Raw genomic sequence first — 13,707 nt, 5'->3', positions numbered from 1 at the left:
TGGCGTCCCCACGGGGATTCGAACCCCGGTACTCACCGTGAAAGGGTGATGTCCTAGGCCTCTAGACGATGGGGACCTGGACTACAACATACTTCAGAGTTGGTGGAGGTAAGCGGGATCGAACCGCTGACCTCTTGCATGCCATGCAAGCGCTCTCCCAGCTGAGCTATACCCCCGCAGCGCTGAAGTGCGAGCATTATAGCGGACGCACTTGCATTACGCAAATAGTCACAGCCCCTTGCCAACTCGCTTGAGCACGGTGTCGCGGCCGAACAATTCCAGCACCGCGTCGATGGCCGGCGTCTGCAGCTGGCCGGTGACGAGCAGGCGCAGCGGCATGGCCAGTTGCGGCATCTTGAGGCCGTGCGCGGCCAGCACTTCCTTCATCATCGCGGACAATGCCGGCTTGGTCCATTCCACGTCGCGCAGGCGCTCGGCGAACTGGGCCAGCGCGGGGCGCACGGCGTCCGTCAGGTGCTGGGTCAGCAGCGCCGCGTCCGGCTTCGGCTCGCGGTAGAACAGCATCGCGGCATCGGCCAGCTCGTTGATCGTGTTGGTGCGCTCCTTCATCAGGCCCAGCACGGCGGCCAGCGGCGGCGCGCCGTCGAACCGGGCGCCTTCGCGTTCCATCTTCGGACGCGCGAGGCCGGCCAGGCGCTCGTTGTCGGCCTGCTTGATATAGTGGTTGTTCAGCCAGCCCAGCTTTTCCGGATTGAACTGCGCGGCCGACGCCGTCAGGTGGTCGAGGTTGAACCACTCGGTGAACTGCTGCATCGAGAAGATCTCGTCGTCGCCGTGGCTCCAGCCCAGGCGTGCCAGGTAATTCAGCATCGCTTCCGGCAGATAGCCCTGCTCCGGGTATTCCATCACGCTGACGGCGCCGTGGCGCTTCGACAGCTTCTGGCCGTCCGGGCCGAGGATCATCGGCAGGTGGCCGTACTGCGGCAGCTCGGCGCCCAGCGCGCGCAGGATATTGATCTGGCGGGGCGTGTTGTTGACGTGGTCGTCGCCGCGCAGCACGTGCGTGATCTTCATGTCCCAGTCGTCGACGGCGACGCAGAAGTTATAGGTCGGCGTGCCGTCCGGACGGGCGATCACGAGGTCGTCCAGTTCCTTGTTGGCGATGGTGATCGGGCCCTTGACGACGTCGTGCCACGTGACTTCGCCGTCCAGCGGATTCTTGAAGCGCACCACGGGCTTGACGCCTTCCGGTACCGGCGGCAGCGTCTTGCCCGGTTCCGGGCGCCACGTGCCGTCGTAGCGCGGCTTGTCGCCGGCGGCGCGCATGCGCTCGCGCATCGCTTCCACTTCTTCCGGCGAGCAGTAGCACAGGTAGGCCGTGCCGGCTTCCAGCATGCCCTTCACCACTTCACGGTAACGGTCCATGCGCTGCATCTGGTAGAACGGGCCTTCGTCGTGCGCGAGGCCCAGCCATTCCATCCCCTGCAGGATCGCCTGCACGGCTTCCGGCGTCGAACGCTCCAGGTCGGTGTCTTCGATGCGCAGGACGAAGGTGCCGCCGAAATGGCGGGCATAAGCCCACGAATACAGCGCGGTGCGCGCGCCGCCGAGGTGGAGATAGCCGGTCGGGCTGGGAGCGAAACGGGTACGGACGGTCATGGTCGGATGCGAAGGGAACGCATGAATATTAGTGAAGCGGCTATTTTACCGCGAGGCCCGGCAATGGGGGGCGAGCGATCCTGCAACACGGTTACTCACGATGACTGAAAATTACTTTACAGAAATTAAAGTTTTGGCTACAGTCTCGTCCGGCTTTCCCACCTCATGCATATATCACTCTACCCATGACGAGCGACCCGAGCACCGCTGCCATTGCGCGCCTGCGCGGCGAATTCGTCTGCGCGACGACGGAACTTGGCTTCCTGCACGAGCAGGCGCCGACGATCCTGCGCGACCTGCGCCGCGCGCTGATCGTGTGCTCGCTGTTCTACCTGATGTTCAGCGTGGCCGACGTATTGGCGCTGGGCCTGCCGGGCGCCATCCCGTCCCTGCTCGCCCGCGCCCTCGTGCCGGTCCTCGCCTGGGCCGGCCTGCGCCATGCACGCCGCGCCGCCGCACCCGTCAAGGCCGCGTACCGGGTGGCGAGCGCGTTCACATTGCTGGGGATGCTCACCTATATGTTCGTCGTCTGGCGCCGCCCGGCCGACACGCTGTTGCACGGCACGTCCGTCGGCCTGATGGCCGTCGTGATCCTGATCTTCATCCCGAACCGCCTGCGCACGTCGGTCGCCATCGCGCTGGGTTCCAGCCTCGTGTTCGTCGCGCTGGCGTGGATCCAGCACCTCGAAACGACGCGCCACCTCGTGTCGATGACGATGCTGGTCCTGTTCGCCAACGCCTTCGGCGCCGTCGCCGCGAACCGCCACGCCCGCCTGTGGCGCGAGCAATATCGCACGCGCCAGGTGCTGACGAATTTGTCCGTACGCGACCCGCTGACCGGCTGCTACAACCGGCGCCACCTGAACGCGGCCCTGCTCGACGGCGAGATCGCGCGCGCGCGGCGCTACCGATTGAGCCTGTCGCTGATCATGTGCGACCTGGACGGCTTCAAGGCCATCAACGACACATACGGCCACCACGCGGGCGACGAACTGCTGCGCTGCTTCGCGAACCTGTTGCAGGCGATGACGCGCGATTCCATCGACACGGTCGTGCGCTACGGCGGCGAGGAATTCCTGATCATCCTGCCGGAGACGCGGCTGGACGGCGCCGTCGAACTGGCCGAACGTGTCCGCGCCGCGTTCGCCGCCGAACGCATCCCGTACGGCGACACCGCGCTGGCCACGACCGCCAGCTTCGGCGTCGTCGGCGCCGATTTCGCGGCGCACCAGGCCATCACGCCGCAATCCCTGATCGCCGTCGCGGACGTCCTCATGTACGACGCCAAGCGGGGCGGCCGCAACCAGGTGCGCGCACGCCAGGTCGAGACGGGTATCGCACGCGTGGCATAGAATCGCCCGGATGAGCGATTCTTCCTTACCCGATCTGCGCGCCCACTACGACGCCATGTGGGACCGCGCCTGGCCGGACATCTCCCGCGGCGAGGTCGAATGCGACCCGCACCTGGCCGGCGGCCTCGATCCGCGCCGCGGCCTCACGCTGATCGCGCGCCCCGGTCCTGCGCTGGCGGCCCGTTTCGAAGCCGTGCAGGACGCCTTGCTCGCCGCCGACCCGCGCCAGTATCGGCAACCCCTTTCCGACCTGCACATGACGGTGCTGTCGCTGTTCACGGTCACGGAAGATTACGCACCGCACCTGGCCCGGCGTGCGGATTACGCCGCGGCCGCACGCGCGGCAACGGATGATCTGCGCGCGTTCGACATCGGCTTCGAAGGCATCACGATCTCGCGCGGCGCCGTGCTGTTCAAGGGATTCCCGCGCGACGGCACACTGGAACGGCTGCGCGCGCGCCTGCGCGACGCCCTGCGCGCACGCGGGCTCGACGGGACACTGGACCAGCGCTACCGGCTCGTCACCGCGCACTCGACGGTGCTGCGCTTCATCGCCCCGCCCGCCGATCCGGCGCGACTGGCCGCAGTGCTGGCGGCGCTGCGCGACGTGCCGCTCGGGACCATGCGGGTAAGCAACCTCGAGCTCGTGATCAACGACTGGTATATGTCGAGCGCGGCGGTCGAACCGGTCGCGACATTTACGCTGCGGCCGCCGTCCGACGCAACGTGACGGTCTGCTCGCCGGCGGCGCGCGCCCGCAACTGGCCGCAGCCGCCATCGACGTCCTGCCCCGCCGAATCGCGCAGCTTGGTCAGGATGCCCCGCTCGAACAGCCAGGCTGCGATCGTCCGCGCCTTGTCCCAGTCGGGCCGGCGGAACGGCAAACCCGGATTCGTGTTGTAGGGGATCATGTTCAGCACGGCATACTTGCCGCGCAAGAGGTCGACCAGCGCCTCGAGTTCGTCCGGCCCGTCGTTGACGCCGTCCAGCAAGGTCCACTGGTACTGGATCGGGTAGCCGGTCAGGCGCGCGTAGCGCTCGCCCTCCTCGACCAGCTCGCGCGCCGTGAAGCGCGGTGCGCGCGGCAGCACGCGTGCGCGCAGGTCCGTCTTCGTCGTGTGCAGCGACAGAGCCAGCGCCGGTTTCACGCGGCCTTGCGGCAGGCGCTCGAACACGCGCGGATCGCCCACCGTCGAGAACACGAGGTTCTTGTGCGCGATATTTCCTTCGATGCCGAGCAGCTCGATGGCTTCCACCACGTTGTCGAGGTTGTGCGCGGGCTCGCCCATGCCCATGAACACGACTTTCTTGACGGGCCGCATCCGGCGCGCCAGCACGACCTGGGCGACGATCTCGCCGCTCGTCACCTGCCGGATCAGGCCACTTTGACCCGTCATGCAGAACTGGCAGCCGACCGCGCACCCGACCTGGCTCGACACGCACACGCCGTCGCGCGGCAGCAGCACGGATTCCACCGTCTGGCCATCGGCGAGGCCGACCAGCAGGCGCGCCGAGCCGTCGTCGGCGGGATGGGTACTGAGGACGCGGGCGAGCGCGTCCAGCTCGGCATCCAGCTGCGGCAGCGCTTCACGGACGGGCTTCGGCAGGAAGTCGTCGGGACGGCGGCGGCCGCGGTCATGGGCCATCACGCGGACCCAGTCGCGCAGCACGCGGTCTGCGTGCAGGGGCTGGGCGCCCAGCGTGCGCAGGCGGGTGCGGATTGCTTCGATTCTCATGTTGACGTCGAATCGTCGTTCCCGCGCACGCGGGAACCCATGCTGAGCGTATCGAAGTGGCTCAGTATGGATTCCCGCTTTCGCGGGAATGACGGTTGTATCGGAGCCGTCAATCGTTCTTGACGACGATCGTCGGAAACTTCGCCGACATATCCTTCGACTGCTCCGCCACCTTCACCGCGACCTTGCGCGCAATCTCTTTATAGATCGCGGCGACGGCACCGTCCGGCTCCGCCACGACGGTCGGCGTACCCGAATCCGTCTGCTCGCGGATGGACAGCTGCAGCGGCAGCTTGCCGAGGAAGTCCACGTGGAAATCTTCGCACATCTTCTGGCCGCCGCCTTCGCCGAAGATCGCCTCGACGTGGCCACAGTTCGAGCAGACGTGGGTGCTCATGTTTTCCACCACGCCGACGATCGGGATGCCGACCTTCTCGAACATCTTGAGGCCCTTGCGCGCGTCCAACAGGGCGATGTCCTGCGGCGTCGTGACGATCACGGCGCCCGTCACGGGGACCTTCTGCGACAGCGTGAGCTGGATGTCGCCCGTACCCGGCGGCATGTCGACGACGAGGTAGTCGAGGTTCTTCCAGTTGGTCTGTTCCAGCAGCTGCTGCAGGGCCTGCGTGACCATCGGGCCGCGCCACACCATCGGCTCGTCCGGATCGATCATGAAGCCGATCGACGACACCTGCACGCCGTGGTTTTCCAGCGGCTCCATCGTCTTGCCGTCCAGGCTCTGCGGGCGGCCGTTCACGCCCAGCATCATCGGCTGCGACGGGCCGTAGATGTCGGCATCCAGCAGGCCCACCGACGCACCCTCGGCGGCCAGCGCCAGCGCGAGGTTGACGGCCGTCGTCGACTTGCCGACGCCGCCCTTGCCGGACGCGACGGCGATGATGTTCTTCACGTTCGGCATCACCTTCAGGCCGCGCTGCACGGCGTGCGACAGGATCTTGCTCGTGACGTTGACGCTGGCGTTGTCCACGCCCGGAAGCTTGCGCAGCGCGTCGACGACGGCCGCGCGGATGCCCGCGACCTGGCTCTTCGCCGGATAGCCGAGCTCGATGTCGAGGGCGACGTTGCCGCCGTCGACCTGGATGTTCTTGACTGCCTTGGAGGTGACGAAATCTTTATGGGTGTTGGGATCGACGACAGCGGCCAGGGCGGCCTTGACGTCATCTACAGTGATGCTCATTGGGTTCTCCGGATGTGATGCGCAAGTTTAGCGCAAAACGCGGCGCCCCCTGTTGTCAGGCCGGCAAATGCGCAAAGTACCCCCTGCGCGCTTGGGGTCATCCGCTGGTAAAATGCCTGTTTTCCTCGACAACCTCGACCTTCGACCATGACACGCAAGCTGTTCGTCACCACCGCCCTGCCCTACGCCAACGCTGCCTTTCACATCGGCCACATGATGGAATACATCCAGGCCGACATCTGGGTCCGCTTCCAGCGAATGCAGCGCGATGCCGGTGCGCAGCGCGTCGTGCACTTCGTCGGCGCCGACGACACGCACGGCACGCCGATCATGATCGCCGCCGAAAAGGAAGGCGTCACGCCGCAGGAATTCGTCGCGAAGATCGCGGCCGGCCGCGCGCAATACCTGGACGGCTTCCACATCGCGTTCGACAACTGGTACTCCACGGACTCGCCGGAAAACGTCGACCTGTCGCAGGGCATCTACCGCCGCCTGCGCGATAACGGCCTGATCACCACGAAGACCGTCGACCGCTTCTACGACACGGCCAAGGGCATGTTCCTGGCCGACCGCAACATCAAGGGCGAGTGCCCGGTCTGCCACGCGAAGGACCAGTACGGCGACAACTGCGAAGTGTGCGGCGCCGCCTACCAGCCGACCGAGCTGATCAACCCGTACTCCGTGTTCACGGGTTCGACGCCGATCCTGAAGCCGTCCGAACAGTACTTCTTCAAGCTGTCCGACCCGCGCTGCTTCCAATTCCTGAAGGAGTGGCTGAACACGCCGGGCCGCCTGCAGCCGGAAATGGTCAACAAGGTCTCCGAATGGCTGGGCGAGAACGGCGAAAAGCTGGCCGACTGGGACATCTCGCGCGACGCGCCCTATTTCGGCATCCCGATCCCGGATGCGCCAGGTAAATTCTTCTACGTGTGGCTGGACGCGCCGGTCGGCTATCTGGCCAGCCTGAAGAATTATTTCGAAAAACAGGGCATCGATTACGAAGCGTTCCTGAACGATCCGTCCGCCGAGCAAGTGCACTTCATCGGCAAGGACATCGTGTCGTTCCACCTGCTGTTCTGGCCGGCGATGCTGAATTTCTCGGGCCACCCGATCATCGACAAGCTGAAGGTCAATGTCCACGGCCACCTGACCGTGAACAACGAAAAGATGTCGAAATCGCGCGGCACGGGCATTTCGCCGCTGCGCTATCTGCAGCTGGGCATGAATCCGGAATGGCTGCGCTACTACCTCGCGTTCAAGCTGAACGCCCGGGTCGAAGACCTGGACTTCACGGGCGAGGACTTCGTCGCGCGCGTGAACAGCGACCTGATCGGCAAGTACGTGAACATCGCCAGCCGCTGCGCCGGCTTCATCGCCAAGCGTTTCGACGGCAAGCTGGCATCGGCGCTGTCGGATGACGCGAAACAATGGATCGCTCGCGCCCTGAACGGCGACAACGGCGAGCGCCAGGCCGCCATCGCGGCAAACTTCGAAGCGCGCGAGTTCGGCAAGGCGCTGCGCGAAATCATGGAAGTGGCCGACGTCGCCAACCGCTACGTCGACGAGAACAAGCCGTGGATCCTGGCCAAGGACGAGACCAGGACCGCCGAACTGCACGACGTCTGCACGACCGCGCTGATCCTGTTCCGCCAGCTGACGATCATGCTGTCGCCGGTGCTGCCGCACGTGGCCGCGCGCGTGCGCGAATTCCTCGGCGAGGACGCGTACTCGTGGGAAGACACCCAGGGCGAGCGCGTCTACGCTCCGCTACTGGGCCGCACCATCGGCGCCTACAGCCACCTGATGCAGCGCGTGGATGCCAAGATGGTCGAGGACCTGTTCGACAAGCCGGCTGCGGCCGCTGCTGCGCCCGCTGCTGCCGTCGAGACCGCCGCCCCCCCGGCCCCGGAAGCCTCCGACATCGAAGAACTGGCACCGGAAATCTCGATCGACGACTTCACGAAAATCGACCTGCGCGTGGCGAAGATCGTCAATTGTGAGCACGTCGAAGGTGCGGGCAAGCTGCTCCGCCTCACGCTGGACGTGGGCGAAGGCCGCTATCGTAATGTGTTCTCGGGTATCAAGTCGGCCTACCAGCCGGAGCAATTGATCGGCAAACTGACGGTGCTCGTGGCCAACCTGGCGCCGCGCAAGATGAAATTCGGCGTGTCGGAAGGCATGGTGCTGTGCGCGTCCGCGAAAGATGAAAAAGCGAATCCGGGCCTGTACCTGCTGGAGCCGGTGAGCGGCGCGCAGCCGGGCATGCGCATTCGCTGAGCCCGGCCTGGTGGCGTCAGTTGCTCTGCAACGGCGCCATCAGCGAGCTCTTATTGTCTTTATAGTCCTTGCCGCCGATCTGGCTGACCATCTTTTCGGTGCGTTTGGCCGGGATGCGGCTGCCGGTGATCGGTGCGGCCGCGTCCGTCGTCGAGGTGGACGCGGCGCCGAGCGCGAGCATGTCTGCGGCGGCAGGTTCATTCGTGCTGGCGCACCCGGCCAGGACAAATGACAAGGCAGCGCAAGGCAGGACGGCTTTCATGGATCACCTGTACGGGAATAGGTTAAGGGAAAGATAAATACCTTGCCAGAATACTATTAATTCCCGCACGCGGGTAGCAGTATAATGCGCTGTTTAATTAGATGAGGTCAGAGCCCCAACGAAAGAACCGTGCTCTGACCCCATAAAAATTAGATGAGGTCAGAGCCCTAACAGAAGAATCGTGCTCTGACCCCATAAAATAAACTTACTTTAGAGTAGTAGCGACTAATATGACCGAATACAAAGCCCTGAGGCACATCCCGCAAGCGAATCTGTTCCGCCAAGGTGACGTCTTCGTCCTGTTCGGCGAACTGTTCGGCCGCGGCTATGTGAACGGCCTGATCGACGAGGCGCGCGCCGCCGGCATGACGATCCTCGGCATCACCGTCGGCCGCCGCAACGACGATGGCACCCTGCGCGCCCTGACGCCGGAAGAACACGCGGAAGCGGAAGCCAAGCTCGGCGGCCGCATCGTCAATGTGCCCCTGATGGCCGGTTTCGACATGGACGCGCCCCCGGGCGAGCAGAATCCGACCGAGATGCTGTCCGGTATTACCCTCAAAAGCTGGCAAGAAGACAAGCTGGACTGGACCAAGATCGAAGCCTGCCGCACCGCCGGCGTGCAGCGCTTCACGCAGTCGGCCCAGGAAGTCATGGCCGAGATCGACAAGCTGATCCCGGACGGCGCCAACGTGTTCTTCGCGCACACGATGGCCGGCGGCATCCCGAAGATCAAGGCCTTCCTCGCCATCGCCAACCGCATCTACAAAGGCCGCGGCGACCGCTTCATGTCGTCGCGCGCCCTGCTGGACAGCGACCTCGGCAAGCTGATCCTGATGAACTTCGACGAAGTGTCGGCGAACACGCTGAAATACCTGATCGATGCGTCCGCCGCCATCCGCGCGCGCGTGGAAGCCAAGGGCGGCCAGGTGCGCTACACGGCGTACGGCTACCACGGCACCGAGATCCTGATCGGCGGCGAATACGTGTGGCAGACCTACACGAACTACACGCAGGGGTATGCCAAGATGCGCCTGGAGTCGATCGCCGAGGCCGCCTGGGCCCAGGGCGTCACCGCCACCGTGTTCAACTGCCCGGAAATCCGCACGAACTCGTCCGACATCTTCGTCGGCGTGGAACTGTCGCTCTTCCCGCTCTTGCTGGCCCTGAAAAAAGAAGGCGGCGGTGCATGGGCACAGGAGCAATGGGACATCTGCCAGAAACTGCTGGGCGAAGGCGTCTCGCTGCAATCGATCCTCGACAAGCTGGAAGCGTATCTGCAGACCGCCACCAGCACCTCGTTCCGCAACTTCGAGGCCTGGCCGATGGACAACACGCCGGAACTGGCCGACCTGATGATCGGCACGTCCGACGAAATCACGTCGCTGCACACGGACAAGAAGGCGCTGATCACGGACCACCTGTCGGCCCTCGTGCTGGAAGGCACCGGCCCGCTGATGTTCCACGGCGCGGCCGAGAAGATCGCACCGGTGCTGTGGCTCAACCACGACATCATTGCCCGTCAACTGAATGCGCTGCACCAATAAGCGCTGACTCGCAGTATCATTCCTTGTTTTTATGATGCGGCGGCTCTCGATAAGCGAGGCCGCCGTTTGTACGACCTGCCTAGAAAAGCCATGAAACACATCCAGTACGAATCCGAGCACACGAAGTTCATCAAGGAACTGAAGGAAAAGACCCCGGGCATGGAAGAGCGCCAGCAGGCCGGCCGCTCGCTGCTGTGGGACAAAGCCCCGCTGTCGCTGGACGAGCAGCGCCGCATCGACGAGTCGCGTCTCCGCCAGCAGGCGTATCCGTACCAGACGAAAGTCTGACGCTTCTCGATCATTCCCAGGTCGACGACGATGGTGCCCGAGCAGGCGACGCCCGGGGGGCGCGCCGATCCCGACACGGGCGACGGCACCACGGCCTCCCCTGCCGATACCGCGAGTGTCGACGCCCACGTCGACAGCGCCATCGCACGCCTGTACGGCGAGCCGCTGCTACACCTGCCCACCGACCTGTACATCCCGCCCGATGCGCTCGAGATCTTTCTTGATGCGTTCGAAGGTCCGCTCGACCTGCTGCTGTACCTGATCCGCAAACAGAATTTCAATATCCTCGACATCCCGATGGCCCAGGTCACGTTGCAGTACCTGGAATACGTCGAGCAGATCCGCAAAAGCAACCTGGAGCTGGCGGCGGAATACCTGCTGATGGCCGCGATGCTCATCGAGATCAAGTCGCGCATGCTGCTGCCCAAGCGCGTCGACACGCTCGTCGAGGAAGCGGAAGACCCGCGCGCGGAGCTGGTGCGGCGCCTGCTGGACTACGAGCAGATCAAGGTCGCGGCCCAGCAGCTGGGCGCCCTGCCCCAGGAAGGCCGCGACTTCGTGCGCCCGCAGCTGCACATCGAGCAGGCGCTGGGGCCGGTCTGGCCGCAGGTCGACCCGCACGATCTGCAGCGCGCCTGGATGGACGTGCTGCGCCGCGCCAAGCTGACCCAGCACCACCGCATCGGCCGCGAGGAATTGTTCGTGCGCGAGCACATGTCGGCCATCCTGCGCACCTTGCAGTCGGCCCGCTTCGTCGAGTTCTCGGAACTGTTCGGCGGCCAGGCCAGCGTGCCGGTCGTCGTCGTGCATTTCGTCGCCATGCTCGAACTGGCGAAAGAAACCTTAATCGAAATAACCCAGGCCGAACCTTTCGCCCCCATCTATGTGCGGCTCGCCTATTCTCCCGCGTGACGCCATTACGAATCCGATACCATGAAAATCATCTCCACCATTGACGAACTGCGCGACCAGCTGCGCGGACAACTGCGCACCGCCTTCGTGCCGACGATGGGCAACCTGCACGAAGGCCATCTGTCGTTGATGCGACTGGCGCGCCGCCACGGCGACCCGGTCGTCGCCTCGATCTTCGTCAACCGCCTGCAGTTCGGCCCGAACGAGGACTTCGACAAATACCCGCGCACGTTCGAAGCGGACGTCGCCAAGCTGGAGAAGGAAGGCGTGTACGTGCTGTTCGCGCCGACCGAAAAGGACCTGTATCCGGAGCCGCAGGAATACCGCGTGCAGCCGCCCGACGACCTGGGTAATATCCTGGAAGGCGAGTTCCGTCCCGGCTTCTTCAACGGTGTGTGCACGGTCGTGACGAAGCTGTTCTCCTGCGTGCAGCCGCGCGTGGCCGTGTTCGGCAAGAAGGATTACCAGCAGTTGATGATCGTCCGTAACATGGCGCGCCAGTTCGCGCTCCCGACGGAAATCATCGGCGCCGAGACGTTCCGCGCGGAAGATGGCCTGGCGCTGTCGTCGCGCAACGGCTACCTGAGCACGGCGGAACGCGCGGAAGCGCCGTTCCTGTACCAGACGCTGCAGTACGTAGCGGAACAGACCCGCGCCGGCCACGCCGACCTGGCCGCGCTGGAGCGCGACGCGATGGAGCGCCTGGCCGCGCGCGGCTGGCAGCCCGACTACGTGTCGATCCGCAAGCGCATGAACTTGCAGGCGCCAGGCCGCGAGGAATATGAAGCGGGCGCACCGCTCGTCGTCCTGACGGCCGCCAAACTTGGTGCGACGCGTCTGATCGATAATCTCGAGATCTGACTCTAGAAGTTCCTTTGTTGCAAATATGTTGTAGGAATTGGCAACTCTTCTTGTTAGACTCGTGGCTTGGCTTTTTACCCAAACCACGTAAAAAGAAGGAGTAGCGTCTTGACCGACCTCTCGATGCTTCAAATGCGCAAGGGCCCGCCCAAACCGGCGGACGCCGTGGACCGGATCCGCCCGGATTCCGGCGCCCATGACATGCGCGACCCGTTCGACATCGGCGACGCGTTGACCACGCTCGCCCTGACCGGCGAACCCGTGACCGTGTATCCACGCGGCCGGGACTTCGTCATGGCGCGCATCGACAGCGTCGATCCCGAGCACGAGGTGTTCACCCTGGAGCTCGCCGGCAACGACGTCCTGGCGGAAGGCGAGGCCGTGTTCGTCGCGGCGCTCGGGAGCAATGCGAAGATCCAGTTCGAGCTCGACGCCGGCTGGGCCATCGTGGAGGGACGCCCGGACCTCGTGCAACTGCCGCTGCCGGCGGTCTGTCTTGTGCTGAACCGGCGCGCCGAGCCCCGCCTGGAATCGCCGCTAGGCATGAATTACGGCGCCCGCTTCACGCTGCTGGGCAAGGTGTTCGAGATGCCGCTGTACGATTTCTCACGCGGGGGCGTCGGGCTGCGCGCGACGCCGGAACAGGCGCTCGAACTGTACGTCGGCAAGAAGCTGGAAGGCGTGCAGCTGGAACTGGGCACGTCGCTGGCCGTCTCGGCCGACCTCGAAATCCGCCTGCTGCGGCCGTTCCGCACCTTCCTGCTGGGTCAGCAGGTGCAGGTGGGTTGCCGCATTTCGAATATCACGATGCAGATGCGGCAGACGCTCGAACGGGCTGTCGTCAAGATCCAGAAACGCAGATAAGCAAAACGGCCCGTGATGGGCCGTTTTTCATGCGGCGACGTTCTGCGCCCAAGCCAGCGCAGAGAGATGCGCCTTGTTGACGTCGACCGGGCCGATCTCCAGCGACGCCGCCAGCGACGCCACGAGGTCCGAATTCAGCTCGCACGCCTCCGCCAGCGCGAGATAGGGTCCGTAGACGCCATCGCGCCCCAGCAACGCCTGCACGACCTGCTCCGGCAGCTGGATCGTGTCCAGCACCTCCTTCATCGGCAGCCCCAGCAGGCGGTCCAGCAGCGAGAACATGCCCGCCACGAACAGGTGCTCGCCCTCGCCGCGCGGCAGATACGTCTGGCCCAGCAGTTCGCACAGGCGCGCGCGCACGACCGCCGTTTCCATCAGCACGGGCGAATAGCCGCTCGTGCTGGCTGTCGCCAGCAGCAGGACGAGCCAGCGGTACAGCGGCGCGTAGCCGAGCATCGCGATCGCCTGGCGCAGCGACTGGATGTCGCGGCCCGAGCCGAAACCGGCCGAATTGATGAAGCGCAGGAGTTTATAGATCAGTGCCGGATCGCGCTTGAGCACGGCCTCGATCTTGGGCACGTCCTCGTTGTTCTGCACCATCTGCATCAGCTGCAGGATGATGGTCTGGGCCGGGTTCATGCCCTTGACGGGGTTGCCCGGGCGCGGCGTCAGGTGCAGCTTGCCGACGAAGGCATCCAGCCCCAGCGCGGCGCAGGCGTCGAAATCCTGCCACGTCGACACGGGCCGGCCGACGAGGCGCAGCGCCGACTGCTTCGCGGCGGCGTACGCG

Annotated in this window: 13 protein-coding genes and 2 tRNA genes; 8 read left to right on the top strand and 7 right to left on the bottom strand. The window is 64.9% G+C overall.

Annotation, left to right across the window (positions count from 1 at the left end):
• The 3 genes from ACEN88_RS11550 to gltX form a co-directional block, all read right to left on the bottom strand.
• Positions 1–76: transfer RNA gene (locus ACEN88_RS11550), tRNA-Glu, on the bottom strand.
• A gap of 24 nt (positions 77–100) precedes the next feature.
• Positions 101–176: transfer RNA gene (locus ACEN88_RS11545), tRNA-Ala, on the bottom strand.
• Positions 177–228: 52 nt separating this feature from the next.
• On the bottom strand, positions 229–1,620 hold the full coding sequence (gene gltX, locus ACEN88_RS11540; protein WP_413339727.1) for a glutamate--tRNA ligase: 1,392 nt from the start codon (positions 1,618–1,620) through the stop codon (positions 229–231).
• 185 nt (positions 1,621–1,805) lie between these two features.
• On the opposite strand from gltX, the gene ACEN88_RS11535 reads away from it, so the two are divergent.
• Both ACEN88_RS11535 and ACEN88_RS11530 read left to right on the top strand, forming a co-directional pair.
• Positions 1,806–2,972 carry a diguanylate cyclase gene (locus ACEN88_RS11535; RefSeq protein ID WP_413339725.1) on the top strand — a complete coding sequence of 389 codons (1,167 nt, stop codon included), beginning with the start codon at positions 1,806–1,808 and terminating at the stop codon, positions 2,970–2,972.
• A gap of 10 nt (positions 2,973–2,982) precedes the next feature.
• On the top strand, positions 2,983–3,702 hold the full coding sequence (locus tag ACEN88_RS11530) for a 2'-5' RNA ligase family protein (protein ID WP_413339724.1): 720 nt from the start codon (positions 2,983–2,985) through the stop codon (positions 3,700–3,702).
• Here the strand turns inward: ACEN88_RS11530 and ACEN88_RS11525 are convergent.
• Complete coding sequence (locus ACEN88_RS11525; protein ID WP_413339722.1) at positions 3,671–4,708, bottom strand: RNA methyltransferase; 1,038 nt, start codon at positions 4,706–4,708, stop codon at positions 3,671–3,673. The two genes, ACEN88_RS11530 and ACEN88_RS11525, sit on opposite strands and share 32 nt — an antisense overlap.
• A gap of 109 nt (positions 4,709–4,817) precedes the next feature.
• A complete protein-coding gene (gene apbC / locus ACEN88_RS11520) occupies positions 4,818–5,906 on the bottom strand; it encodes an iron-sulfur cluster carrier protein ApbC (protein ID WP_413339720.1) in 1,089 nt (362 codons plus the stop codon).
• A gap of 147 nt (positions 5,907–6,053) precedes the next feature.
• Here apbC and metG point away from each other — a divergent pair, with 147 nt between their 5' ends.
• Positions 6,054–8,183 carry a methionine--tRNA ligase gene (gene metG / locus ACEN88_RS11515; protein WP_413339718.1) on the top strand — a complete coding sequence of 710 codons (2,130 nt, stop codon included), beginning with the start codon at positions 6,054–6,056 and terminating at the stop codon, positions 8,181–8,183.
• Between the two features lie 16 nt (positions 8,184–8,199).
• On the opposite strand, the gene ACEN88_RS11510 is transcribed toward metG, so the two are convergent.
• Complete coding sequence (locus tag ACEN88_RS11510) at positions 8,200–8,445, bottom strand: hypothetical protein (RefSeq protein ID WP_156404012.1); 246 nt, start codon at positions 8,443–8,445, stop codon at positions 8,200–8,202.
• Positions 8,446–8,675: 230 nt separating this feature from the next.
• Between ACEN88_RS11510 and ACEN88_RS11505 the strand changes: the two genes are divergently transcribed.
• From ACEN88_RS11505 to ACEN88_RS11485, 5 genes are all read left to right on the top strand, one after another.
• Positions 8,676–9,992, top strand: coding sequence for an enoyl-acyl carrier protein reductase FabMG (locus ACEN88_RS11505; RefSeq protein WP_413339716.1), 1,317 nt, complete (start codon positions 8,676–8,678; stop codon positions 9,990–9,992).
• A gap of 90 nt (positions 9,993–10,082) precedes the next feature.
• A complete protein-coding gene (locus tag ACEN88_RS11500; RefSeq protein WP_056137239.1) occupies positions 10,083–10,280 on the top strand; it encodes a DUF3460 family protein in 198 nt (65 codons plus the stop codon).
• Between the two features lie 30 nt (positions 10,281–10,310).
• On the top strand, positions 10,311–11,192 hold the full coding sequence (locus ACEN88_RS11495; protein ID WP_413339714.1) for a segregation and condensation protein A: 882 nt from the start codon (positions 10,311–10,313) through the stop codon (positions 11,190–11,192).
• Between the two features lie 21 nt (positions 11,193–11,213).
• Positions 11,214–12,053: a pantoate--beta-alanine ligase gene (gene panC, locus ACEN88_RS11490; RefSeq protein ID WP_413339712.1), complete on the top strand. Its 840-nt coding sequence runs from the start codon at positions 11,214–11,216 to the stop codon at positions 12,051–12,053.
• Between the two features lie 108 nt (positions 12,054–12,161).
• Positions 12,162–12,917, top strand: a complete 756-nt coding sequence (locus tag ACEN88_RS11485; protein WP_413339710.1) for a flagellar brake protein — start codon at positions 12,162–12,164, stop codon at positions 12,915–12,917.
• Positions 12,918–12,944: 27 nt separating this feature from the next.
• Here the strand turns inward: ACEN88_RS11485 and ACEN88_RS11480 are convergent.
• On the bottom strand, positions 12,945–13,707 hold a 763-nt coding region (locus ACEN88_RS11480; RefSeq protein WP_413339708.1), incomplete at its 5' end, for an EAL and HDOD domain-containing protein.

The sequence above is a fragment of the Massilia sp. CT11-108 genome, from assembly GCF_047302915.1.
Taxonomy (GTDB): domain Bacteria; phylum Pseudomonadota; class Gammaproteobacteria; order Burkholderiales; family Burkholderiaceae_D; genus Telluria; species Telluria orientalis.
Note: the sequence above shows the minus strand (reverse complement) of the source record. Positions and strands in the feature narration are given on the sequence as shown.

Bases quoted from the DNA above. Each gene is read 5' to 3' on its own strand.
- panC (WP_413339712.1), top strand. From the start codon at position 11,214: ATGAAAATCATCTCCACCATTGACGAACTGCGCGACCAGCTGCGCGGA.
- ACEN88_RS11530 (WP_413339724.1), top strand. From the start codon at position 2,983: ATGAGCGATTCTTCCTTACCCGATCTGCGCGCCCACTACGACGCCATG.
- ACEN88_RS11505 (WP_413339716.1), top strand. From the start codon at position 8,676: ATGACCGAATACAAAGCCCTGAGGCACATCCCGCAAGCGAATCTGTTC.
- ACEN88_RS11525 (WP_413339722.1), bottom strand. From the start codon at position 4,708: ATGAGAATCGAAGCAATCCGCACCCGCCTGCGCACGCTGGGCGCCCAG.
- apbC (WP_413339720.1), bottom strand. From the start codon at position 5,906: ATGAGCATCACTGTAGATGACGTCAAGGCCGCCCTGGCCGCTGTCGTC.
- ACEN88_RS11535 (WP_413339725.1), top strand. From the start codon at position 1,806: ATGACGAGCGACCCGAGCACCGCTGCCATTGCGCGCCTGCGCGGCGAA.
- ACEN88_RS11510 (WP_156404012.1), bottom strand. From the start codon at position 8,445: ATGAAAGCCGTCCTGCCTTGCGCTGCCTTGTCATTTGTCCTGGCCGGG.
- ACEN88_RS11495 (WP_413339714.1), top strand. From the start codon at position 10,311: ATGGTGCCCGAGCAGGCGACGCCCGGGGGGCGCGCCGATCCCGACACG.
- ACEN88_RS11500 (WP_056137239.1), top strand. From the start codon at position 10,083: ATGAAACACATCCAGTACGAATCCGAGCACACGAAGTTCATCAAGGAA.
- gltX (WP_413339727.1), bottom strand. From the start codon at position 1,620: ATGACCGTCCGTACCCGTTTCGCTCCCAGCCCGACCGGCTATCTCCAC.
- metG (WP_413339718.1), top strand. From the start codon at position 6,054: ATGACACGCAAGCTGTTCGTCACCACCGCCCTGCCCTACGCCAACGCT.